The sequence below is a fragment of the Adlercreutzia sp. CNCM I-6216 genome, from assembly GCF_977113345.1.
Map to the genome: position 1 here is coordinate 312,274 of NZ_CDSBIE010000002.1, position 23,080 is coordinate 335,353.

The 23,080-nt window shown below is 62.1% G+C and carries 22 protein-coding genes; 9 read left to right on the top strand and 13 right to left on the bottom strand.

Annotated features, from left to right (window positions below):
* Positions 1 to 102: 102 nt before the first annotated feature.
* Both ACYVRU_RS03115 and ACYVRU_RS03120 read right to left on the bottom strand, forming a co-directional pair.
* Entirely contained in the window at positions 103 to 1,500 is a 1,398-nt protein-coding gene (locus tag ACYVRU_RS03115; RefSeq protein ID WP_264468692.1) for a uracil-xanthine permease family protein, read from the bottom strand.
* 447 nt (positions 1,501 to 1,947) lie between these two features.
* Positions 1,948 to 2,316 (bottom strand): PLP-dependent aminotransferase family protein, encoded by a 369-nt coding sequence (locus ACYVRU_RS03120; RefSeq protein WP_206604136.1) that lies wholly within the window; start codon positions 2,314 to 2,316, stop codon positions 1,948 to 1,950.
* Positions 2,317 to 2,326: 10 nt separating this feature from the next.
* Between ACYVRU_RS03120 and ACYVRU_RS03125 the strand changes: the two genes are divergently transcribed.
* On the top strand, positions 2,327 to 2,572 hold the full coding sequence (locus tag ACYVRU_RS03125; RefSeq protein WP_147270635.1) for a helix-turn-helix domain-containing protein: 246 nt from the start codon (positions 2,327 to 2,329) through the stop codon (positions 2,570 to 2,572).
* Here the strand turns inward: ACYVRU_RS03125 and ACYVRU_RS03130 are convergent.
* Positions 2,569 to 3,591 carry a VanZ family protein gene (locus tag ACYVRU_RS03130; RefSeq protein ID WP_114548544.1) on the bottom strand — a complete coding sequence of 341 codons (1,023 nt, stop codon included), beginning with the start codon at positions 3,589 to 3,591 and terminating at the stop codon, positions 2,569 to 2,571. The two genes, ACYVRU_RS03125 and ACYVRU_RS03130, sit on opposite strands and share 4 nt — an antisense overlap.
* Positions 3,592 to 3,901: 310 nt before the next feature.
* Here ACYVRU_RS03130 and ACYVRU_RS03135 point away from each other — a divergent pair, with 310 nt between their 5' ends.
* A complete protein-coding gene (locus ACYVRU_RS03135; protein ID WP_181815518.1) occupies positions 3,902 to 4,489 on the top strand; it encodes an LOG family protein in 588 nt (195 codons plus the stop codon).
* 137 nt (positions 4,490 to 4,626) lie between these two features.
* On the opposite strand, the gene ACYVRU_RS03140 is transcribed toward ACYVRU_RS03135, so the two are convergent.
* The 3 genes from ACYVRU_RS03140 to ACYVRU_RS03150 form a co-directional block, all read right to left on the bottom strand.
* Positions 4,627 to 6,030 (bottom strand): GGDEF domain-containing protein, encoded by a 1,404-nt coding sequence (locus tag ACYVRU_RS03140; RefSeq protein WP_114548542.1) that lies wholly within the window; start codon positions 6,028 to 6,030, stop codon positions 4,627 to 4,629.
* 257 nt (positions 6,031 to 6,287) lie between these two features.
* Complete coding sequence (locus ACYVRU_RS03145; protein ID WP_302222794.1) at positions 6,288 to 7,778, bottom strand: DUF2252 domain-containing protein; 1,491 nt, start codon at positions 7,776 to 7,778, stop codon at positions 6,288 to 6,290.
* On the bottom strand, positions 7,778 to 8,107 hold the full coding sequence (locus tag ACYVRU_RS03150; RefSeq protein ID WP_114548540.1) for a thioredoxin family protein: 330 nt from the start codon (positions 8,105 to 8,107) through the stop codon (positions 7,778 to 7,780). Before ACYVRU_RS03150 ends, ACYVRU_RS03145 begins: the two co-directional genes overlap by 1 nt.
* A 373-nt stretch (positions 8,108 to 8,480) precedes the next feature.
* Here ACYVRU_RS03150 and ACYVRU_RS03155 point away from each other — a divergent pair, with 373 nt between their 5' ends.
* Positions 8,481 to 9,779, top strand: a complete 1,299-nt coding sequence (locus ACYVRU_RS03155; protein ID WP_461185710.1) for an MFS transporter — start codon at positions 8,481 to 8,483, stop codon at positions 9,777 to 9,779.
* A gap of 292 nt (positions 9,780 to 10,071) precedes the next feature.
* On the opposite strand, the gene ACYVRU_RS03160 is transcribed toward ACYVRU_RS03155, so the two are convergent.
* On the bottom strand, positions 10,072 to 12,288 hold the full coding sequence (locus ACYVRU_RS03160; RefSeq protein ID WP_302222790.1) for a Na+/H+ antiporter: 2,217 nt from the start codon (positions 12,286 to 12,288) through the stop codon (positions 10,072 to 10,074).
* A gap of 436 nt (positions 12,289 to 12,724) precedes the next feature.
* Between ACYVRU_RS03160 and guaA the strand changes: the two genes are divergently transcribed.
* Together guaA and ACYVRU_RS03170 are read left to right on the top strand one after the other, a co-directional pair.
* Complete coding sequence (guaA, locus tag ACYVRU_RS03165) at positions 12,725 to 13,705, top strand: glutamine-hydrolyzing GMP synthase (RefSeq protein WP_114540067.1); 981 nt, start codon at positions 12,725 to 12,727, stop codon at positions 13,703 to 13,705.
* Positions 13,706 to 13,804: 99 nt separating this feature from the next.
* On the top strand, positions 13,805 to 14,251 hold the full coding sequence (locus ACYVRU_RS03170) for a SufBD protein (RefSeq protein ID WP_114548537.1): 447 nt from the start codon (positions 13,805 to 13,807) through the stop codon (positions 14,249 to 14,251).
* 98 nt (positions 14,252 to 14,349) lie between these two features.
* Here ACYVRU_RS03170 and ACYVRU_RS03175 read toward each other — a convergent pair whose 3' ends face one another.
* On the bottom strand, positions 14,350 to 14,622 hold the full coding sequence (locus tag ACYVRU_RS03175) for a helix-turn-helix transcriptional regulator (RefSeq protein ID WP_114548536.1): 273 nt from the start codon (positions 14,620 to 14,622) through the stop codon (positions 14,350 to 14,352).
* 219 nt (positions 14,623 to 14,841) lie between these two features.
* On the opposite strand from ACYVRU_RS03175, the gene ACYVRU_RS03180 reads away from it, so the two are divergent.
* Entirely contained in the window at positions 14,842 to 15,294 is a 453-nt protein-coding gene (locus ACYVRU_RS03180; protein ID WP_114548535.1) for a hypothetical protein, read from the top strand.
* 34 nt (positions 15,295 to 15,328) lie between these two features.
* On the opposite strand, the gene ACYVRU_RS03185 is transcribed toward ACYVRU_RS03180, so the two are convergent.
* Both ACYVRU_RS03185 and ACYVRU_RS03190 read right to left on the bottom strand, forming a co-directional pair.
* Entirely contained in the window at positions 15,329 to 15,997 is a 669-nt protein-coding gene (locus ACYVRU_RS03185; protein WP_114548534.1) for a nitroreductase family protein, read from the bottom strand.
* A gap of 59 nt (positions 15,998 to 16,056) precedes the next feature.
* Positions 16,057 to 16,545: a MarR family winged helix-turn-helix transcriptional regulator gene (locus ACYVRU_RS03190; RefSeq protein WP_114548533.1), complete on the bottom strand. Its 489-nt coding sequence runs from the start codon at positions 16,543 to 16,545 to the stop codon at positions 16,057 to 16,059.
* 755 nt (positions 16,546 to 17,300) lie between these two features.
* Here ACYVRU_RS03190 and ACYVRU_RS03195 point away from each other — a divergent pair.
* Positions 17,301 to 18,689 (top strand): GNAT family N-acetyltransferase, encoded by a 1,389-nt coding sequence (locus tag ACYVRU_RS03195; RefSeq protein ID WP_302222828.1) that lies wholly within the window; start codon positions 17,301 to 17,303, stop codon positions 18,687 to 18,689.
* Between the two features lie 70 nt (positions 18,690 to 18,759).
* Here ACYVRU_RS03195 and ACYVRU_RS03200 read toward each other — a convergent pair whose 3' ends face one another.
* The gene (locus ACYVRU_RS03200; RefSeq protein ID WP_302222787.1) at positions 18,760 to 19,290 is read right to left on the bottom strand and encodes a hypothetical protein; all 531 of its coding nucleotides are present in this window, start codon (positions 19,288 to 19,290) and stop codon (positions 18,760 to 18,762) included.
* A 124-nt stretch (positions 19,291 to 19,414) separates the two neighbouring features.
* Here ACYVRU_RS03200 and ACYVRU_RS03205 point away from each other — a divergent pair, with 124 nt between their 5' ends.
* Positions 19,415 to 19,864 (top strand): zinc ribbon domain-containing protein, encoded by a 450-nt coding sequence (locus tag ACYVRU_RS03205; protein ID WP_161128114.1) that lies wholly within the window; start codon positions 19,415 to 19,417, stop codon positions 19,862 to 19,864.
* Positions 19,865 to 19,969: 105 nt separating this feature from the next.
* On the opposite strand, the gene ACYVRU_RS03210 is transcribed toward ACYVRU_RS03205, so the two are convergent.
* On the bottom strand, positions 19,970 to 20,827 hold the full coding sequence (locus tag ACYVRU_RS03210) for an AraC family transcriptional regulator (RefSeq protein WP_279056207.1): 858 nt from the start codon (positions 20,825 to 20,827) through the stop codon (positions 19,970 to 19,972).
* 344 nt (positions 20,828 to 21,171) lie between these two features.
* Here ACYVRU_RS03210 and ACYVRU_RS03215 point away from each other — a divergent pair, with 344 nt between their 5' ends.
* Complete coding sequence (locus ACYVRU_RS03215; RefSeq protein ID WP_302222785.1) at positions 21,172 to 21,645, top strand: GNAT family N-acetyltransferase; 474 nt, start codon at positions 21,172 to 21,174, stop codon at positions 21,643 to 21,645.
* On the opposite strand, the gene ACYVRU_RS03220 is transcribed toward ACYVRU_RS03215, so the two are convergent.
* Positions 21,623 to 23,032, bottom strand: coding sequence for an MFS transporter (locus ACYVRU_RS03220; RefSeq protein ID WP_302222784.1), 1,410 nt, complete (start codon positions 23,030 to 23,032; stop codon positions 21,623 to 21,625). The two genes, ACYVRU_RS03215 and ACYVRU_RS03220, sit on opposite strands and share 23 nt — an antisense overlap.
* Between the last annotated feature and the right edge of the window lie 48 nt (positions 23,033 to 23,080).

Consider the following 23,080-nt stretch of genomic DNA (forward strand, 5'->3'; position numbering starts at 1 on the left):
CAACTCGAATTTTTCGCCCGAAAGTAGGATGCAGATCGACCGGGCAGCCGATTGAGCGGACAGCAGATCGACCGGGCAGCCGATTGACCGCCCTGATCTTCCCTATCCTCTCCTCTGCTCCCGAATGGGCAGGTTGGTCACTTCCGCTTCCAGGGGCAGCGGCACGTCGTCGGCTTCGGCCTCGGCGGCGAGGCCTCCATCCCAGGCGTCGAAGTCGGCCTTGCCCGGCAGGATGATGTTCAGCACGATGCCCACCACCGAACCCACGGCCAAGCCCGAGAGCGCCACCGTCACGCCGCCCACCTCGAAAGTGATAGCACCAGCGGCGCTGTAGGCGATGCCGAGCGAGAGCACCAAGATGAGCGCCGTGATCAGCACGTTGCGGCTCAGCATGAAGTCCACGTGGTTCTCCACGAGGTTGCGGATGCCCACCGCCGAGATCATGCCGTACAGCACCAGCGACACGCCGCCGATCACGCACGCCGGCATGCAGGAGATGACCGCCGCGAACTTCGGGCAGAACGACAGCAAAATGGCGAACCCAGCGGCGATGCGCACCACGCGCGGGTCGAAGACACGGGTGAGGGCGAGCACGCCGGTGTTCTCGCCGTAGGTGGTGTTAGCCGGCGCGCCGAACAGCGACGCCACGATAGTGGCCAGGCCGTCGCCGAGCAGCGTGCGGTGCAGCCCCGGCTCGGCGATGAAATTGCGATTGCAGGTAGAGCTGATGGCCGACATGTCGCCGATGTGCTCGATGATGGTGGCGAAGGCCAAGGGCATGATGGTGATGATGGCCGTGATGGCAAGCCCCGCGTCGAAGCTGGGGCCGAACAGTGCGAACACCGTGTTGTCCCACAGCACCGGCAAACCGATCCAAGGCGCCTCGACCACCGGCGTAAAATCGACGATGCCCCCGATGGCCGCGGCCAGATAGGAGCCCACAACACCGAGAAGGATGGGAATGATGCGGATCATGCCGCGGCCCCAGATGTTGCTAATGACGATAATGATGATAGCCACGAGCGCGATAGGCCAGTTCGTCTCGCAGTTGGCAATGGCCGAGCTTGCCAGAATAAGCCCGATGCAGATGACGATGGGGCCCGTGACCACCGGCGGAAAGAACCGCATGATGCGCTGCGGACCGAACGCCTTGAACAGCGCCGACACCACCAAGTACAAAAGCCCCGCGCAGGCCACGCCCAGGCAAGCATAGGGTAGAAGGTGCGCTTCCCCGTTGGGCGCGATGGCCGCGTACCCCGCAATGAACGCAAACGACGATCCGAGGAACGCCGGCACTTTCCCCTTCGCAAGGAAATGGAACAGCAGCGTGCCCAAGCCCGCGAACAGCAACGTGGCCGAAACCGAGAGCCCGGTAAGCGTCGGCACCAAGATGGTGGCGCCGAACATGGCGAACATGTGCTGGATGCCGAAGACGGTCATCTTCGGCGCACCCAATGTACGGGCATCGTAGACGGCATCGGACGCATCGGGGGCGCCCATGGTGGGCACGGTCTTGGGATCGCTCACGGAAACCTCGAATCATCGCGGGAATCGGTCGCCGCCCATTATGGCACGGCTTCCGTTGCCACTGGGTTTCGCGCCCGCGAAGGGGCCAAGCGCCCCGCAAACCGCCCGGCGCTCTCATGTTAAGAGCCGCCTCTTTCGTTGAAATGAGCAAAACCGGGCACTTCTCGTAATTTCTCGCGGGCCTTCCCGTCTCTTCCCAAGCGTTTCCCCAGGTGGTATCTGCATAATTCCCAGCTTTTCGCTCGAAAGACTACGAGAAGTACCCTATTTTGCACAAAGGGCCGCCCCGAGATAGGAGGGGCGGCCCCAATCGTCAGCTCCGGAAACGAAGGTTAAGGCAGACGTTTCGGAGGAAGTGAAATGGCGACCATCGCGCACTGGCCGCATCGACCCGACCAGCCACGGCGAGCACAAAGGTGGCTAGTCGAACTGACGCAGGGCTCGGCCGAGACGCGCGAGGCCCTCGCGCAGCACCGGTTCGGGCGCGCAGTAGCCCAGACGCGCGCCGCCGGGGAGCTCGAAGCGGTTGCCGGGCACGAGCAGCACGCCCTCTTCCTTCAGCAGCTTGATGCAGAACTCCTCGTCGTCCATGGGAATATCCCACTGGATGTAGGCCACTGACACGCCCTTGGGCGCCTGCCAGGTCACACGCGGCTCGCTGTCGATCCACTCCTGGGCGATGGCCATATTACGGAACACGATCTCACGGTTGCGCTCGAGCACAGCCTCGCGATTCTGCAGAATGTAGGTGGCCAGCGCGTCGTTGAACTCGCCGCAGCAGGACAGCATCGCTGCCGCCGTGCTGACCAGCAGTGGGGCGGCCGACGCGAGCTACCTCCTCGCACGGTCGGTGGTCACCATTCTCATCGGCGACGCGTGTCTCACCTTCTTCTTGTTGCTCATCTGCGATTTCGTTGGCGAACGCAATCGAGCGGCGCTCACCATTGCGCCGAGCACCGTGAAGGTGTACGTGCACCGCCTGCTGCAGAAGACGGAGTGCGAGAACCGCCAGGCCCTCATACAGGATTTCTGGAAGAGCGCCTAGGGAATCAGATCGTAGGGCATCTCCCGTTTCACCAGGTAGAAAACGAACAGGATAACCGCCATCCACGGAACCCAGAGAAAGGCGAGCGCCAGCGTCGCCGAACGGGCTGCGTAGAACAGCACACGGTAGCCCGTCGTGCGGGGATGCGTCTCGAAGGTCATGCGCACGAACGAGCCTCCCGGAGTGGACCCGTCGTGAAGCCAGGGGATAACGACCTCTACTACGGCGAGAGCAATCAGGGCCACACCATCTATGAGGATGGCACCTGTCTGACCGGCGGTCATGCCCGGCAGGGCAAACGGCTCAAGACCGGCCACCTCGAATCCCACGGCCACCACGCCGTAGGGCACCACGGCCACCAGCCACACGATGACTAAATCGATCCACAGCGCCACGCAGCGACGCACGAATCCGGGCTGATCAGTCGGCTCCTCGCTCGCCAGCTTTCCCGGCGGCACCACTCGCCCGAGCAGCCATGCGCACGCCCAGCCGAGAGCGGCGCCCAACGTGTTGGTGATCACGTCATCCACATCACAGCAGCGGTAGGCGTACGGGTAGATGCCGAACAAGCCCGTGAGCTGGGCCGTCTCGATGAGCAGGGAAGCAGTCATACCCAGCAGCACCGAAGGCAGAAACTTCAGCCGAAGAAGACGGCCGGCGATAAAGCCCAGCGGCATGAAGAACGCCACGTTGAAGGCGAGTTGGAACACCGCCTTCAAACCGTCTTTCGCAATGTCATTCGCGAAGTTCATCGGGTTGAAGTTGGGGGCGACGCCGTAGGTGATGCCCAAGCCCGCGTCGCCCGAGGGCAGCGGGTACAGCGTGAAGCAGCCGAGACCACAGACATAGAGCACCGTAAGGTAGGCCCCCACAAACGTGCCGAAGCGCAGCCGCCCGTCGCGATGGTAGAGATAGGCCAAAATAGGAAGCGTGAGCAAGAACGAGAGCGCCGGCCACAGCACCAGCGCCGCCGCGAAGTTTTCGCTGTAGTTCCCCAGAAAGTGTTTTACTGCGCCCATCTTCGTCATCCTCAATTTGCTCGTCTGCCGTCTCCGTGTGTCCGCAATGCCAGCATAGGGGACAGACGAAGGCGATGCAGCAAAGGTGACAGCAAAGTAAGCGAAGTGAATGGGAGCTGTAAGCCACGCGGAACGCGTTGGCAAAGGAGCTTGGCGGCTCGCGCATTTGGCGATTTGGCGTCTCGCGCGACCGTCGCCGCAACATCCGTTACGCCGTCCGCACCCTCGGATCGATTTGCTCCCGGGCAAGGGTGGTGCTATGCTTGGGACTTTCTCCGAACAGATTAAACCCACCGCAGAGGAGAGAGCCATGAACATCACCGTGTACTGCGGGTCGAACTTCGGCGACAATCCGCATTTCGAAGAAGCCGCCCGCAACCTGGGCGCCTGGATCGCCCGCGCGGGGCACGCCCTTGTGTACGGCGGCAGCTCGGTCGGGCTCATGGGAGCCGTGTCGCGCGCCGCTATCGAGGGCGGGGCGCCCGTCATCGGCGTGGAACCCGCTTTCTTCATCGAGGCCGGCGTCGCCCAGCACGACCTGACCGAGCTTATCGTGTGCGACACCATGGGCGAGCGCAAGGCGAAGATGATCGAGCTGGGCGACGCGTTCGTGGCGCTGCCGGGAGGCGTGGGCACGCTCGAGGAAATCTCGGAAATATTCACCCGCGTGCGCCTAGATATGGGGCCGCACGAGTGCTTCCTATTGAATATCGACGGGTTCTACGACCCGCTTCGCTCGTTTCTGGAATCGATGGTCGAGCACCGCTTTTTCGACCAGTGCGACCTGGATCGCTGCCACTTCCCGCGCTCCGTGGAAGAGCTGGCACGCCTTCTGAGCACGGCGGACACGCGTCGCACCATCCGCTGCGACGGCCCGTTGCTGCAGAAAGCCGGGTAAAGCCTCACGAGGGGATGTCCGGTGTTCCGACCGAGCGAGTTCCGCAGCGACCGAAACAGCCCAGTGGGCTGTTTCGCAAAGCGAGGACTGCCTGAGCGAATCGGAATACCGGGCAGCCCCGCCCGCAGAGAGACTCACTAGCCGATGACCGTCAGCAGATATTGGGCCTTCCCCGCCTCTTTCACCTGGTACAGCGTGCTATCAGCCGCTGCGTAGAGCACATCGAAGGGCATAGGCGGCGTAAGGCAGCAGGCCGCGCCCACGCTGATGGTGGGCGCCGCGTGATAGGCCGTATCGGTCACCTCGTCGGTAGCGCGCTGACCGGCAAAGGGCCCGCGGGCCAAATGCTCCAGCACGCGATCGGCGGCAGGGCCCGAGCCCAGTCCCGGAGCGAAGATGAGGAACTCGTCGCCGCCGATGCGGGCCACGATGTCCTCCTTGCGCATGACCTGGGACAGGAAGATGGCCAGCCTCTTCAAAACGTAATCGCCCTCGGGGTGCCCGTAGGAATCGTTCACAGCCTTGAAATCGTCCACATCGACCACGATAAGCGTGCAAGGACGGCTCTCGGTACGCAACGCCGTCTCGATGCGGTCGAGGGCGGCAGCGCGATTGTAAAGCCCCGTGAGGCTGTCGCGCTCGGCCTTGCGCCGGAACTGGCTCTCGCGCATGGCCGCCTCACTCGTGTCCAGCAGACGCCCCACGTGGCGCACCGGACCACCCTCCTCATCGTAAAGGACGACCGACTGATAGCGGTACCACACCGGATCCCCATCGGCGCCCGACGTCGAGGTCTCGAAATCGACAAGCGAGTTCTCGCCGATCTGCGCCATGAGCGGTGTGAGGTCATGAGACGTGATGGTCAGCTCGCACGGCTTCTGGCAGCGTCGGCTCACCACAAAATCCTTCTGCTCGGGAGGCCGGCCGAAACGGCCCTCGAAATCGCCGTACACATGGGCCGCGCCCGTACCGCACTCGATATCGAAGAGCACGTCGTTCGAGAGCGCCGTGATGATCTCCAGCCGCTCGTTCGCCCGCCGCAGCTCTTCCTTCTCGCGCACGCGCTCGGTCGCGTCCATAAGCGTCGCGTAGAACCAGCGCGCGCCGGAGGCGTCTTCCACCAAATGGCCCCAGTCGTCCACCCAACGCACCTCGCCGTCGGCGCGAATGATGCGATAGCGCACGTAATCGCTGTCACCGTGCTCCATTTGCTCGCTGATGGACGCGCTCACCCATTCCCAATCGTCGGGATGCACGATGCCTTTGAACGTGTTGCCTGTAAGCGCGCGGAACTGCTCGGCGTCCGAGCAGCCGAAGAGACGCACGAGCCCCGAGCTCGCCCGATCGATCACACCGGCGCTCTCCGCTTTGTAACGAAACATGCCTCCGGGGAATTTGTCGAGAAACTCTTGCGGAAGCTCAACGGACGCTGTCTTAGCCTCGGCCGTCTGAGCGCAAGCCGGCGCGGCCGAAGTCGGCACGGCGGCCGTTTTCGTATCAAGCTCCTCCGTCTTGTGAAAGAGGCGGCTCAAAGACACCATAGAACCTTCCTTTTCCTCAGCCCCTCATGCGTCCGAAGCGACGGCCCGTGACGCCGTCCGCGCGAGACGAGCCCTATGATAGCACTCCGCCCCTTGTCAGCCCTCCCGAAACCGACTGGAGGGAGTACCGTTTTGTCAACAATTTCCCAACCTGCGCCGCGCGGGCCGAAAGGACCGACGCACTTCAGGATGCGCCACGGCCGCACAGCCGGCCGAAACGCCGCGTACGCCTCGTTCCTTTGCCGCCGCCCGCACGCTCAGCTTGCCTTGATGCGCTTCAGAAACTGCTCGAAGTCGGACTCGTTCTGATCGGCGTAGGCCAGCGCGAACGACACCATGGACGTGTCGAACTTGTCCGACATTCCCAGGTAAGAAGCCATGGCCACGCGGTCTCCCGTGCGAGCATGGGCGCGAGCGAGAACCCACGCACACAGCTGGCTGTAAATCTCCAGCTCATCGGCGCTGGCGTGGTCCAAGTCGACTGACATCTTCCAATTCCACAATTGCCGCACGTAGTAGTCGCGCCGGCGCCCGCGCTCGTCCCGGGCGTGGGTCCAGCCGAGCAGCACCCCGCTCGTCGTCTGCATGAGGCGCTGCCCCGCCACCACGCGCTCACCGTGGGAAAGATAGGGACTCCGCCCGCAGAACCGCTCGAGCACCGATGCGTTCGCTTCCTTTATTTGGAGCACCAGCGGGTCGGCCATCTGATTGCCTGAGAACGCCGCCACCCAGCAGCGGGTGCCCACGCTGCCCACGCCCACCACCTTTTGCGCCGCGCCGATGAGCCGGTAGTTCTTCAGCAGCTCCTGGTAGGGCGGCCTCACCGTTGCGCGGTAGTCGTCGAGCATGCGCGCCAGGCTGCGCTGGACGCGCCGCTGGTTGTCCGGGGAGAGGAAATGGCTGAGCGGCACGATATCCGGCGGATCGTAGACCATCTGGGGTTGGCCGTCTTCCATACGCACCAGTTTCTCGAACGCCCGCTCGTTGGTCTTGGAGAAAGCCCGTTCCAAATCGGCGGCCACCTGGCGCCGATCGTCCTTGGACACCTTGTCGGCCAGGCCCTGGAGCACCTCGGCCACATCGAGGTAGGCCCGCCACACGTCGAAGGATCCCAGCGTGGCGAAGTATGCCAGGGACTCCCGATAGCTTTGGGCCGCCAGACGCACGGCCTCGCGGCACCATTTGTCGCCGAAGCCGCGCGTGCGTCCGCAAATGGCGACGCTGGCCACCAGGCGCTCCACGTCCCATTCCCAAGGGCCGCGGGTGGTCTCGTCGAAATCGTTCAAATCGAACACGAGGTGCGACTCTGGAGAGCGGTACCCGCCGAAGTTCGCGATATGGGCATCGCCGCACGCCTGCACCAAAAGCCCCGTAGTGGGCAGGGTGGACAAGTCGGCGGCCATGGGAAGGGCCGCGCCGCGGAAGAAGGCGAACGGCGAGGCAGCCATGCGGCGATGGCGCTCGGGCACGAGGAAGGACAGCCGATCGGCATCCTGCTGGAAGATGAGATCGACCGCCTCGCCGCGGTCGGGACGCACCTCCCACTTCCCCAGATTGCTGCGAGGCAGCTTTTGCCGACAGGCGTGCCCCTTTTGCTGGGACGCCTCGAAATCCGGTCCTCGAACGGGCACTTCCTGGGTCTTCGCCTGGCGTCCCGCCACCTTATGCACGAGCGAGGAGCCCGTCGCGCGGCTCGCCAGCCCTTGCCCGGTAAGCGACTTGTGGAGCGCCTCTGCCTTCTTGCCCATCAGGCTCCTCCCCCTTCGCGGCCGCCCTTAGCCAGAAGATCCTCGATGCGCTGGGCGGGTACCGCGCCGACGATGTCGTCTACGGGCGCCCCGTCGCGAAAGAGCACGAGGGTGGGCACGCTCACCACCTTGAAGGCCCAGGCGATGTCGGGGTGCTCCGCCGCGTTCAGCTTCGCGAAGCGCACCTCGGGATGCCGCGCGGCCACAGCTTCCAGCACGGGCTCCATGGCTCGACACGGACCGCAACCTGGACTCCAGAAATCAACCAGCACCGTTCCTTCCGCATTGGTCACCCGCGCATCGAAATTCTCTTTCGTCAGTTCCACCATGCCGCGCCCCTTTCGTATCTTGCATCAAGCCCAGTATAGCGAGCGAGGATGCCATCGCGTGAATCCCCCGCGCATCGTAGTCGGATTGACAAGCATAAAATGCTCTCTTACACTGGGCGCCACAGGATACACTGGGCGCCACAGGAATCGACCAAGGCAAGGTGTTTTGATGGCGGGACTGCTGGCGCGCTAACAGAAATCGCTCGCGAACGAGAGCGTCTGGTTGCCCCGTGCGGGCAACTTCTTGTTGCGCCGTTTTTCTCCGCGCCGCCCTTTGCAACTCGAAATCGCTGGCGCAACCCCATCTGCAACTGCACTCTAAAAAGGATCCGCCCTTTCCGCGCATCGCCTCTATATCCCGAAGGAGATTCCCGTGACTGAATTGTCCCCGCATTCCCGCACCGTCGCTGAAGAGGGCACCGACACCGCCCCCACGCCGCCCCTGAGTGCCGCCGGCCTGTCGCTGCCGAAGAACTGGCTTGCCATCATTGCGTTCATCTGGGCCGGTCAGGCTGCCTCCATGATAACGAGTTACGCCGCCGGTTACGCAGTGGTGTGGTACGTCACCGAGAGCACCGGCAGCGCCCTTATGCTGGCGGCCATGAACATTGCCGTCATGCTGCCTGTCGGACTCATCTCGCCCTTCGGAGGCATCGTGGCCGACAAGCACAACCGCAAGCTCATCATGATCGCAGCCGACGGAGCCGTGGGCATCATCTCACTGATGGCGGGACTGCTTATTCTGGCTGGCGATGTGTCCATTCCGCTTTTGCTTGCCGTTTGCATCGCACGGGCGGTGGGCCAAGCCTTCCACAGTCCGGCCATGATGGCGGCCATGCCCATGCTCGTGCCCGACAAGCACCTGCTGCGCATCAACACCCTGGATCAGCTGCTGGCCTCGGTCGCCTCCATCGGAGCGCCGGCCTTCGGCATCTTCTTATACACCACCCTCGGGTTCTCCTCGGTGATGTTCCTCGATTTCGCCGGTGCCTGCGTGGCCGTTCTGGGTCTGGCCCTGGCGAAGATTCCCACGGTGGTAGACGCAACGGCGAAGGAGCAGCACGTGCTGGCGAACTTGCGCGACGGCTGGCGCGCCATTGCGAAAACGCGCGGACTTGTGCTGCTGATCGGCGGCGTTACCATCGGCATGATGATCTTCGGGCCGCTGTCGGCGGTGTTCCCGCTCATGACCTACCAGCACTTCGGCGGCGATGGCTATGCAGCCTCCCTCGCCGAGGCGGCCTTCGGGGTGGGCATGCTCGTGGGGTCGGGCATCCTTATCGCTTGGGGCGGCGGCAAGCGTCTCGCGGGGCTCATCGCCGTGGCAGCCGTGATCGTGGGCGTAGCCACTGCGGTCTGCGGGTTTCTGCCGCCCGAAGCCTTCCCGGCCTTTATCGGGCTGGTGGCTGTGATGGCCGTGGCCTGTGCTTGGTTCAACGGCCCCACCATGACGCTCACCCAACGCAACGTGCCCGACGACAAGATGGGCCGCGCCATGGGCTTGCTCACCGCCGCCATGGGGCTGGCCACCCCAGTAGGCATCGCCATCGGTGGCGTGCTGGCCGAAGCCATGGGCGTCGCCCCGTTCTTCATTGTAGACGGCCTGGCCTGCCTGGCCCTGGGCCTCGCATTGTACCTCCCGAAGTCCGTGCGCGCGCTGGACGAGGGGTAGCAACGCGACGAGACCCTCTACTTGCTTTTTCGCGAAAGCGAGGGGGAAATGCCAGTTCGACCCAGAAATGGCAAGACCGAATCTCTCCCCTCTGCCATAACTGCCCTCAACTGGCATTTTTCTGCCACTTCAGGCCCGTAATGGCAGAGAGCCCCAGCGCCCATCGACCATTGCGGGGTCGAAGTGGCATTTGCCGAAGGATTTCCGAAATCCGCGAAATTGCTGCACTCACTGAGTGCACATTCTTGCCCTGTACCGCACTCATTGAGTGCATTTCCAGCCTCCGGACACGCTACTCCCCCAGGCTCATTTGCAGGACGTAGACGCGTTGGCGCAGTTCGTTGGCGACGGGCAGGGAAATTTCCCCGTGATCTTGCAAGTGCCGGATTTGGTCCAGCTCGATGGAAAGGGCGTCGGCGTCCACTTCGTCAGCGTAGCGGGCGGCCTCGGCGAACTGGCCTCCGAACAGGGGCTGTATGCCATCGGGAAGCGCCTGGTGGTGGGTCAGCGTGATGTCGGGGCGATCCTGCTGTTTCACGTCCTGGCCGTGGTTGATGCGGTTCCACAGGGAGTTCAGCACCATGCGATGCTCCTCCAAAAGCAGCTGCGCGGCACCCTGGCGGCCGTCATGCTGGTCGACAACGTCCTGCAGATAATCGATGGCCGCGTGCTCCAACTCGATGGCGAACAGGCAGGTGTCGTAGTAGACGCGCTCGTCCTGGTCGCTTTCCACCGCCGGCGGCTTCGTGCGCTGCCACAGAAGTCGCGCTCGGCCGCGCAGAGTGGAAAACCGCGAGCCCACCTTCACGTCGGCACCATCGTAGCCCAGCGAGCGACGCACCTCGCGCAGCATGGCGTAGTAAGGAGCCCGCGTGCCGTTGTCGTAGCCACCTTTCTCGTGAATGGCATCGGCGGCCTTCTCCTGCACCTCGCGCACCTGGGTCGCCAGAGCGCCGATCTGCTGGCTGCACGTATCGTCCACCGACTCGCGCGCACGGGCCAGGCGCACCCGGTAGTGAGCGATGGTCAGGCGCAAAGCCGGATCGTACTGAGTGTTTTCGTCGGAGGCCAGCATGGCCTGCAACTCGCGCAAGGTGCCTTCCAAAACGCGGATGGCAGCACGGGACAGTTCCTGCTCGTTGGAAGCTTCCGCCACACGCGGCGAGAGCAGCGGCAGCAGGCCGTCGGCCAGGAGCAACGTGCACAGGATGACGCTCGCCGTGAGGAACACGATAAGATCGCGCTCGGGAAAGGGCGTCGCGCCGTCGGGCATCGTGAGCGGCAGGGTGAAGATGATGGAAAGGGTGACGGCGCCCTTCGGACCGCCCACGGTAAGCACCAGTGCGTTCTTCAGCAAGCTGCCGATGCGCTCGCGCCAATGGGGGCGGCGGTGGCGCAGATGCGGCGTGGGCGAAGGCTGGTTCGTCTCCACCGTTTCCACCTTCGACGCCTTCTTCCGCAGCGTGCGGCGCCGGCTGCGACGACGGCCGACGCGATAGACCTCCTCCATGACGAGCACCCACCCGAAGCGGCACCCCACGATAAGTGCCGTGACCAGCGCCACCACCCCCAAAAGAAACGGCAGCGAGAAGTGATCGGCAATGGCCGGCGTGAAGGCCTGGGGCAGCTGCATGCCCAAAAGAACGAACACCACCGAGTTGATGAGGAACACGATGATGCGCCAAAAGCTGCGGGACACCAGCTGGCGTTGGGCGATGGAAGCGGAGGTGAGGCGCTGGGAGCGATCGGCCATGATGAGGCCCGCGGCCACCACAGCCAGAATGCCAGAGGTGCCGAGCCATTCGGCGAACAGGTACACGAAGAACGGCGAGAATACCTCGTAGAGCACGTTGATGGTGGTGCTCTCGTAGCCGCCGCGTCGCAGGGCCCGCATGGAGTACAGCCCCACGACGCCCACGACCACGCCGGCAGCGATACCGCCGAGAAACAGGCGGCCGAACTCCTCGGCGGCATCGAGGGCCGAGAAAGCCCCGGTGAGGGCGGCGGCACTGGCGAATTGGAAGGCGACAACGCCGGACGCGTCGTTGATGAGCGACTCGCCGGAGAGCAGCGTCGACTGACGCCTCTTCAGGCTGACCGACGACGCGAGTGCGCCCACAGCGGCGGCATCGGTGGGGGCCAGGGCGGCGGCGCAGGCGAAGGCGGCGGCCAGCGGGATAGAGGGCACGAACCAGTTCAGCACGAAGCCCACCACGAGCACCGTGAGCAGCACGAGTCCCACGGCCAACGACAGGATGGAGCCCTTGTTCTCCCACAGGTCGCGGGGGTTCGTCTCGCGGGCCTCGTTGAACAGCAGCGGGGCAATGAACAGCACGAGGAACAGCTCGGAGGAGATGCTCACGTCGCGGACAGCCGGAACGGCCAGGGCCACTACCGCGCCGACGGCGATCTGCACGAGCGGCAACGACAGCCGCGGCACAACTTGGCACAGCACCGCCGAGCCGATGACACAAGCCAGCACAATGAGCGCCAGTTCCAAAATTTCCACGTGCGCCTCTTCTCCTCACGCAATTTCCCATTGACGGCTTCTATTATGCCGACGCCGCGATTTCCGTGGTGCCAACGTCCCGCACCCGTTTCACCCCTGTCACGCCCCCGTCACGTCTCGCGCTGCGGAAAAGCATCCCGGGCATCGCAGGCCCCTCGCCCCGTTCATTCGCGTACTGCCCCGTTCGGCAGAGCACGCAGGGAATTCGCGCAGGATTTTGCGATAGGGAGAACTCAACGGGCGCAAAAAGGGCGTTCATACTCTCCCTATCGCAAAATCTTGCACACAACGATTCCGAAGCACTCTCTCTATCGCAAAATCCTGCACACTTGACCGCAGTTCGCCGCCAAACCGGAGGGCAGGCTCCGTCGCCCCCTGCCCCTGTACGCTATAATCTCGCCATCGGAAAAGCCGCACTGAAACCGAGGAGGTCTCAATGGACGAGAACGTTCGCCCCGACGACATGGAGCGCATTACCACCCCCGAGCTGGCACAGGCGTTCATCGACGAGCAGGTTGCCGCCATTCGCGAGCAGGTGGGCGACAAGAAGGTGCTGCTGGCGCTGTCCGGCGGCGTGGATTCCTCGGTGGTGGCGGCGCTGCTCATCAAGGCCATCGGGAAGAACCTCGTGTGCGTGCACGTGAACCACGGGCTTATGCGCAAGGGCGAGTCCGAGCAGGTCATCGACGTGTTCCAGAACCAGATGGACGCGAACTTGGTGTACGTGGACGCCACCGACCGCTTCCTGGACCTTCTGGCCGACGTCGACGAGCCCGAGACGAAGCGCAAGATCATCGGCGGCGAGTTCATCCGCGTGTTCGAGGAGGAGGCCCGCAAGGTGGGCGACGAGGTGGACTTCCTCGCCCAGGGCACCATCTACCCCGACATTTTGGAGTCGAAGGACGGCGTGAAGGCCCACCACAACGTCGGCGGACTGCCGGAGGATTTGCAGTTCGACCTGGTGGAGCCCGTGAAACTGCTGTACAAGGACGAGGTGCGCGTCGTCGGCCGCGAGCTGGGGCTGCCCGAGTCCATGGTTGAGCGCCAGCCCTTCCCCGGCCCGGGCCTGGGCGTGCGCTGCCTGGGCGCCATCACCCGCGACCGCCTGGAGGCCCTGCGCGAGGCCGACGCCATCGTGCGCGAGGAGATGGAAGCGGCGAACGTGGGCGCCTGGCAGTACTTCGCCGTGGTGCCCGACATGCGCGCCACCGGCGTGCGCGACGGCGTGCGCGCCTACGAGTGGCCGGCCATCATCCGCGCCATCAACACCGTGGACGTCATGACCGCCGAGGTGCCCGAGCTGGACTGGGCGCTCCTCAAGCGCATGACCGACCGCATCACCCACGAAGTCCCCGGCATCTGCCGCGTCTGCTACGACCTGACCCCGAAGCCTGTGGGCACGGTGGAGTGGGAATAAAACCCCGCGCCAGCTTTCAATCGACCTGTCGGGCGCCCTTCGTCGAGGAGCGCCCGACTTGCCACCTGCTTGCAGCAAAATAGCTAAAAGGGAGACACGATGAGCGAGAAGGTCGAAGAGCTGCTTGAGCTTCTGACGTCGCAAGACAACTCGCAGGCATATCAGGCGCTGAAAGCGCTGGAGGAAATGAGCGCCGAGAGCAACTGCCTCTACCCACACATGGACAAGTTCATCGCAATGGCGAGCAGCGGCAACTCGTACGTTCGCACGCGCGGGCTCGCGCTGATAGCCCACAACGCGAAGTGGGACGTCGACGACAAAATCGACGGCATAATCGGCGGGTACCTCGAGCATATAACCGACGAAAAGCCCATCTGCGCGAGACAGTGCATAAAGTTGCTCCCCCTGCTCGCCAAGGCCAAGCCCGCCCTCGCGCCCAAAATCGTCTCCGCACTAAGAGACGCCAACGTCGCCCGCTACGCAGACAGCATGCGCCCCCTGGTTCAAAAAGACACCCGCGACAGCCTGCTCGCGATAGAGCACTAGGGAGAAGTCCGGACATAATCCTCTGTCGCGCAAAGTAGTATTCGCAGATTTAAACAGTCACACTGAATCTACGCCAATGCGTCAGTGCGATTGGCAGCCTATCCTTCCAAAGCGAGCAACAACCCTGCAAGCAGTATGCGCGAGTCTTCCGCGATAGCCTGCTGCATGGCGACCACATCTCCCCTCACAAGCTCGTCGACGGAAACCTCGAACAGCTGGCTGAGAAGCAGCAGGCTCTGCACGTCCGGATAGGTCTTGTCGTTCTCCCAACTCGAGATGGTCTGGCGTGACACGAAGATCGCCTTCGAAACCTCGCCCTGGGAAAGCCCGCGCTCTTCCCGCTTGGCCTTCAACTGCCGAGCCAGCTCCATCGATCCCTTCCTTTCGATTACCCGTTGGCGTGTCGCGCCGCTTGTGTGCACCGAAATGATATCCCACAAGTCTTGCAAGATGGCGCAGACGCAGCTGTCAAAAGTCTTTTACAGGGCCTTTGAACAGGCATTTTACCAATACGACCCATTTGCAGGCATAGGGGCGAATCGGGAAAATAATGCCCGCCGACGCAAACCCGAGCGAAAGGAGCAACAACTATGGCCCGCGAAGAGAAGGTTTGGGAATATGCGATCGAGGCCGGCTACGCGCCTCTGGAGGATCGGTGCATCATCGTCAAGGGCGCGGCGGGAGATTTGAGCGAGAAGATCGTCCGCTTTTTCGAGACATGGGATGTGGCGGTCCTCCAGATGTGCGAGAACGAACTCATCCTGCTTCCATTCGAGTCGTTTTGGGGAACGTTGGAACGGGACGTCTCGCTCGTTATTCCGTATGCGGACATTGAATCTGTGAAGCTTATCAACGACTTGCTCAACGTAGTCATCGACATCGAGACCAGCAGCGGCGCTGTGCGCCTCACCACCCAGCAAAAGGAGCTGAGCGACCTGCGACTGTCCGGTATATACGCCACGCAGTACGCCGGCGGCTACAAAAACTGGCACGCCGAAAACGTGCAGCCCACCTTGCAAGCGCTGAGCGCGCTCGGACGCTAAGCCTGGACTCAGTAAATCGGCTGGCTCAGAAGATTCAACGGGCGGCTTTCCAGCAAAACGAATGGCTACCCACCCCTAGGGCAAAGTGATACTTCACCAGACCGAGGTCTTCGCCCGCGAATGCTCCCGGCTCGTACGTGATGGAAACCTCATCACCCGCACCTTCTATCTTAAACGCCTGTTTACCAAGAGCAGTGGGGGCAAGGAGCGCGGCCTCGACACCGTTCTTGAACCACTCGGGCTCGGGGCCTTCGTAGGTCGCAACCTCTTGGGCAGATTTCGACTTGTGCGGCTTCCCTTGCGTGGCACCGTAGCCAACGGCGATAATGCCAATCACCTCATCGCCCGGCGCCTTTTGCGCCATCTTGGCGTGGCTGTACGTACCGCCGACCCACCAGGTGTTCAGCCCCAACGTCTGGCAGAACAGCATGAGATCGGCTCCCGCCGCTCCCAACCGCTCGCGCAGATCGGGAGCGGCTCTGCCCGCAAGGATGAAGTAGTTGCGCACGCCTTTGGCCAAAATGAGCTTGATTGCCGCATTAAAGGCGGAGCCGTCATCTCTCACCAGCTCGATATCGGTACGGTATTCCGCGTTGACATCGCTGACCCGCCCGTTGATTCTCCGCACGATTTCGGTCGGAATAGGTTTGTCGGTGTATTTTCGGACCATGTGCCTTTCAACCATGGCTTGCTTCATATCCATGTTGTGTTTCTCCTTACTGGGAAAAGGGAGCCTCGCGGCAAAGACAAGCAGACTCGGGTTCATTCCGCGAATTGCGGGCTATCAAGAACCTCCGTCAGCCTTTCGACTATGGCTATCAGCTCCTCGATGTCCTTGCGCCCCATCGTTTCTATGAGCGCATCGAGCTTTGCATTGAACTCGTTCTCCTCGTCACCGAGCAGCTCGCGTCCCTTCGGCGTGAGCAGAACCAGCGTGTTGCGCCTGTTCTCGCGCGAGAGGGCACGCGAAATGAAGCCCTTCTCCTCAAGTGAGTTCAGCATTTGCGACACCGCGCCTTTAGTGACTGAGAGGAATTGCCCGATATCCGTTGGGCTCACGTTCGAGGGGTTATCGACCGAGTTGCCGTCCACCGCCCTTAGCAACATGAATTCCGCGAGACTGATGTCCTGTTTCCCGTCTATCGGTCTCATTCCCAAGCCGGAATTGGCAAGTTTCTTGAATTTGAAAATGGTTCGCAGAAGCTCGATGCGCAGCTCCTCACCTTTTGCTCCGCCTGTCTTGTCAGCCATAGAACCTTTCCGCCTTATCCTTCTTTGACTCCGACTTCCTGTTGCTTGATAGTATAGTTCTAAACTATATAGCTATTAACAACATGGCAGCCAAAAACAGAGGGTGTCCATCAAACGACGCGCGGCAAAAGGAGCTAGAAGCCTACGCCCATCCGGCAGATACGCCACACGGTATGTTGGCGGCCACAAAAACTGGCACACCGAGAACGTGGAGGGAACCCCGCAAGCACTGAGCGCGCTCGGCCGCAAGGCGTCGCTTAGATAAAGATCCCTCCTTCAGGCAATTGCTTTTGCGGAGTGGCGGCATCGTCGCTCCGCAGACCAGCTCTCGCAAACTAACCTCCCTGAACCCGTTCTCGCAAAGGCCCTCGGTCGGCGAAGGTACCCTATTCTGCATGAAATCTTGAGTTATAAGCGTCCGAGGAAGGGCGTCGTCAGCCTTCTCGGGTAATCGCCCTAAAGCGCACCGCTCTGATCGGGCATTTCTCTCCAACCACTCGACGCGTCTTCTACCACAAGCGGAAGCAGACGCTTACAACTCGAGATTTGCTGCAGAAACCGGGGGGTTCGTCGACCGAAAGGCCGGCAAGAGCAGACCCTCGGCCATAGAACGCATTGCATCGCCCGAATACGCGTCAGGGCTTTTCTCCTCTGACCCCTCTGCCTTCTGGCGGTATATTACCCTGAGCAGAAAAACCTCGGGAATCCAGAGGGTGAACATGGCCGCGCGGAAATTGCATACTATCGAGAAAAGGATGATCCCCGCTTCGGATCGCGACATACGGGTTCTTATCTTGCGCCCCACGGAAAGCGCGCGGCCACAAGAAAACACTCCTGGCATCCTGTGGCTCCACGGAGGAGGCCATCTTCACGGCATGTACCAGAAAATACTCCTGTCCCACGCCCGCTTTCTAGTGGAAAAGCACGGCGCCGTGGTAGTGGCCCCGGAATACCGCACCGCGTTCGAGAAACCGTTTCCCGCCGATCTGGAAGACTGCTACGCCGCTCTGCTTTTTCTGAAGGTCCACGCCGACGAGCTGGGAATCAACGACGCACAGATTATGGTGGGCGGGGAAAGCGCCGGGGGCGGCCTCACCGTGGCCACCTGCCTTTTGGCGCGAGATCTCGGCGAGGTCAACGTCGCCTTCCAGATGCCCCTCTACCCCATGCTGGACGACCGGGAGACCGCCTCTTCGCGAGACAATCACGCACCCGTGTGGAACACGCGCACCAACCGATTTGCCTGGAAACACTATCTCCGCGATTTAGGAGGCACGACGCCACCGTCTTACGCCGCTCCCGCCCGGGAAACCAATTACGCAAGGCTGCCTCCTGCCTACACTTACGTCGGCACTGCAGAGCCGTTCTATTGCGAGACGCTTGAGTACGTCGCGAACCTCAAGCGCGCAGGTATAGAAGCCTCCGTGGACCTGTATCCCCACTGGTTCCACGCCTACGACATGCTGCTTCCCTTCACGAGAAAGTCGAGGGAAGCCGTGCAACGCTTCGAAGAGCGCTACCTCTACGCCACCGAGCACTATTTCGCCCCACAAGAGAAGCGACTTTTTAGCCAGCAGCCAAAGGCAGAACCCGGCAAGCGAACGCCTGGCGATGGAGACCGCTGGCCTTCGGGGGAAGAGCCAAGCACGGCCCCGGGCGCAGCCGCGCCTTGGCGCATTTGGCGGGTGGCGGATCATCCTGAAATGGCGGAAGAGGCGGCTGCGTGGTTCTCTGCGAAGTGGGGCATTCCAGAAGATGCGTACCTGGAGAGCATGCGGGAAAGCGCCCGAGCTGGCAGCGCCGTCCCCCAGTGGTACATCGTGCGCGCGAACAACGAGATCGCGAGCCCCATCATTGCGGGCTGCGGCATCATCGAGAACGACTTCCACGACCGGCCCGACCTCGCCCCCAACCTCTGCGCCCTGTACGTGGAGGAAGAGTACCGCCATCACGGCCTCGCGCGGCACCTGCTCGATTGCGCCCGTGCCGTCACAGCCGCCATGGGTCACAAGCGCTTGTACCTGGTCACCAATCTGGCGGGTTTCTACGAAAAGTGCGGCTGGGACTACCTGGGTGACGCGCACGAACTCGAGGGCGGCACGATTCGCCTCTACGGCGCCGGCACGTGCTTTCGAGAATCGTAAAAGACTCTCCTTTCCATGAAAATGGTCGCCCCCCTTAATGCGGAGACTCCCAAAGAGCGCCCCGCGAATGCTATGGAACGAGCGTCGCCATATGACACCGAAGAACCGCCTCGGCAAACGATTGGTTCTTTTTTGAGGAATCATTGAGCAGTTGAAGAGTCAAACCATCAAGAAGAGCATGGAGTCTGGCGCCCTCGAAGCGATCGTCGAGTTTTTCATCAACCAGGGAATCAGCTTTCATTTGCGCGACAAGACTGACACAAAATCTATCGAGCGCGGATTGCGCATGCTTCACAACCCTTTGATCGACGATTAGCTCGTTTGACGAAACTGGACAAAACTGTCTTCGGGACTTTACCCGGACAAGCGGCTGCAAGCCCTCTGGGATCAGCGCGGCGAAGACGCCTTCGAGTTCGGCGTGCTGCAGCGTCTCGACCCCAGCGACGCGGATACGGATGTCGCCGAGGAGCTTGAAACGCTCCTCGACCTCTGTCTGGCCGAGCACCCGGAAGCCACCAAGCCGAAAGCCGCCCACGGCGCCCGGCGCCGATAGAAAACCTCTTCTAACTTTCAGCCATCCATGAGCGTCCGCGCGCAACAAGATGTTGCTTGAAGGGAGTCAGGCAACCAGGCAGAATGAGCTCATGCGAGAATGCGGGCAATCACCCAGACGCCCCTGTAAAAACGCGGGCAACCACCCGGGGGCCCTGCAAGAAAGGACGAACATGGCGTTCAAGGAAACCCTTGCCGCGGCGCGGGAGCAGCGCGGCATGACCCAGCAAGATCTGGCCGAGAAGCTTTACGTCACCCGTCAGGCGGTGTCGCGATGGGAAAACGGCGAGACCGAGCCGTCCGTGGACATGCGAAAGCTCATTGCGACCGTGCTGGACGTGCCGGTCATCCAGCTCTTCGACATCGACGTGAGCCAGCTGTGCCAATGCTGCGGCACCCCCTTCACTGTCCCCAACATGCCCCACGGCACCGAGACCGACGGTACGGAGAACACGGCCTACTGCAAGTGGTGCTATGACGGCGGCCAATTCGCCTACCAAAGCGAAGACGAACTCATCGAGAAGACGGCCCCCTTCCTCATGGAGGCCACCGGCATGTCGCAAGAAGAGGCCGTCTCCTTCATGGGCGTCCTCGTCCCTCACCTGCAGCACTGGCAGAAGTAGCGCGCGAGCGACACCGGCGACCGACAGCGCGAATTTCCGGACATTCGTAAGACGGCCGAAACCGCCCTGCGAATGTTGCCCGAACGCATCGGGGTGGCCAGCACGCTAGGCTTTCACCACCGGGAGCCAGACTTCGCTGCGGCTGTCGGGGGCGGTCATGCGCGGCGTGAAGTAACGCTCAACGTCGGTCTTGCTCTCCCAGCGATAGCCGGACGAGGGCAGCCACTCAGTCAGGATACGGTGCCACAGGTTGGTCATCGCCTCGGGCATGGGTCCCACGCATTCGAACACCGCGTAGGTGGCCGCTTCCACGGTGCGCTCCTCCATGCCCTCGGGACACGGGCGGTTCGTCGCGACGCAGGCCATGTAGCAGTCGAACGCGCCGTCGCGGCAGAACTGAACACCGAGCAGCCCAGCCGGCTCGCTGCCGTCCACGAGATCGAGAATCTCGTGCACGCGGGGTCCCAACTTCTCCCAGTAATCGACGGCCTTCTCCCCAGCATCTTCCACCTCCCACGTCCCGTTGTCGGACGGAATGCCGACGACGCGGAAGGCGCCCTGTTCAATGATGCGGTAATCCATTGGCTCTTCTCCTTTCACGGACAAGGTGAACACGAAGCGCGGGTAGAGCGTCAGCTTAGTCTGCGGGCGCCGAGCATCGTTGGGCGAGGCACCGTGCACGCGCCGGAACGCCCGAGCGAACGCCGTCGGCGAGTCGTAGCCGTAGCGCAGGGCCACGTCCACCACCTTCGCGTCCGTCGCCCGCAGATCCTGGGCTGCCCGAGTCATAGCGCGGCGACGGATGTATTCGGGCAGCGTCACGCCCGTCAGATAGGGGAACATCCGCTGCAGCTGATACTTCGAGCACACCGCAATGCGCGCAAGCACGTCCATATCGACCGTGCCATCCAAATGTTCCTCGATGTAGGCCATGGCGCGATTCAAATCTTCAAGCTGGCTCACTTCGCACCTCCTTACCCGATCAGAGTACCCATTGAACCACGCCCCTTCCTCTCCGTTCAAGTGCAACTTCGGCACGTCCGGCTCACGCTTCTGCCCCGCCTAAGCCGCGGTCGCTGCGGTTCCGTAGCGTCTCCCAGCGCTTTACTGTTTTGAACTTCTTTTACCGCCGTTTACTGTTTTGTCAAAGAGCAACAAGGTATCGCTGCGAAGAGCCCGTCTCGTTCATGGGTGCTCTCGTCTCGCACCGGAAGTACTGGTAGAAGCAGCGCACGAGCAGCACCCCGACCGCTGCAGCACGGTATGCTATAGTCCTCAAAGTTTCATGCGTGCACGGAAGGAGCACAATGGCATTCTGCATCGAAGACATTGAGCTTGGCGACGACACGGGCCCGCTAGCCGAGCTGGTCGCCTGCTGGCGAGCTTCGGTTGAGGCAACGCACACGTTTCTCACGCCGGATGATATCGAGCGCATTGCGGCCTATGTGCCAGATGCGATTGCATCCGTTGCGCACCTGGCGGTTTGCCGGGACGAGAATGGCCAGGTCGTAGGCTTTATCGGTGTCGATGGCACTATGATCGAGATGCTGTTCATCCACCCGTCCCTTCGCGGCTGCGGGCTGGGCTCACTCCTGCTCGACCATGCCGTAAGCGAGCACGGCGCCACCCTCGTGGATGTAAACGAGCAGAACGAGCAAGCCGTCGGCTTCTACGAGCACTACGGCTTCGAGGTGTTCGACCGCTCGGAAACCGACGGCATGGGCGACCCCTTCCCCATCCCGCATATGCGCCTGTGCCCTACTTCCCACGGGTCAGCTTGACCACATGGCGCGCGTAAACCACCGATGAGATGGCCGCTACCACTACAAAGGCGACCGCCAAGTACACGGTGGTCGAGAAACCTGCGCTGTAGGCCTGCGCTTTCGCCATGCCATCGGCCATCAAATGATGAACCTGCCCCGACATGAGACCGACGAAGAGCGCCGACGAAATAAATCCTGCGATCTGCACCAAAGTGGAATGGATCGACGAGCCGCTCGCGGACAGCTCGGGGTCGAGCACTTCCAGATCGACGCTCTTAATCGCAGGATACTCGGTGCCGATTCCCGCGCACGCAAGCGCCATGCAGCCCACGATGGCCAGCGCAAGATCGAGCCGCGTGAACACCGAAAGCGCCACGAACCCGACAAGGCACACGCCGAATCCGACGGGTACAAGCGGCCACACCCCCGCCTTCCCGAGCATCCGGCCGCTGACAAAGCACAGACCCGCATAGCACAGCGTCGCCGGAGCCAGCAAGCAACCAGCGATGAACGGCGTGAAACCCGCCACCCCTTCCAAATAAAGCGGAATGAGCAGACTGAGGTAAATTGAGCTCATATAGCTGAGAACGATGAGGGTCTCGCCCAGAGCATAGGTCTTGTTGCGAAGCGGACGCATGTCCAAAAGCGGATGGGCGAGGCGTCCTTGACGGTGGATGAACCACGCACACACGGCAATTCCCGCGATCATGAGCGCCGCCATCGGCAGCGGGTTGCGCGTAACCTCGTTCAAGCCGATCATGAAGGCGGAAAGCCCCACGGCAATGAGCACGACGCTCAGCCCGTCGACGGGCAACTTCTGACGCGGCATAATATCGACGATCGTGCGACGCGCAATGAAAAAGAGAACGAATGCCGTCACCGCGGGAATGGCGAACAGCACCCGCAACCCCCAATAGGTGATGACGAGACCTGAAACGATGGGGGCCACCGCAAGCCCTATTCCGATAATGCCGCTATTGACGGCAAGCAGACGACCGGCCCCATTTTTAGGTGAAAGATTGAGCAGCGCTTCGTTCACCACGGGGAAATAAAGGCCGGTGGCAACGGCCTGAATGAGTCGCGCCGCCACCAAAGAGGGAAAATCCCAGGCCAGAACGCCGAGCAGCGAGCCGACGAACGACACGATCAGCCCGAAGAGCATGACCTTCCTCAAACCGAAGCGGTGGAGCGAGAGGGCTGCGAGCACAATGACAATACCCGCCACGATGGAATAGCCGAGCACCAGCAGGTTCGCCTCGGACAGGCTCACGTGGTACTCTGCCGAAACATAGTCGAGCGCGACGTTCATGAGCGACTGCATCAAAGAGGCAAGCAGGTTGCACGCGAACAGCACCACGATCATCGCCTGGCGGTGTTTTGCGGTCTGCTTGTTTTGAACAGCCATATCAGCTACTCCATTCTATATTGCGGCCGGCTAAAGCCAGGCGCCTTC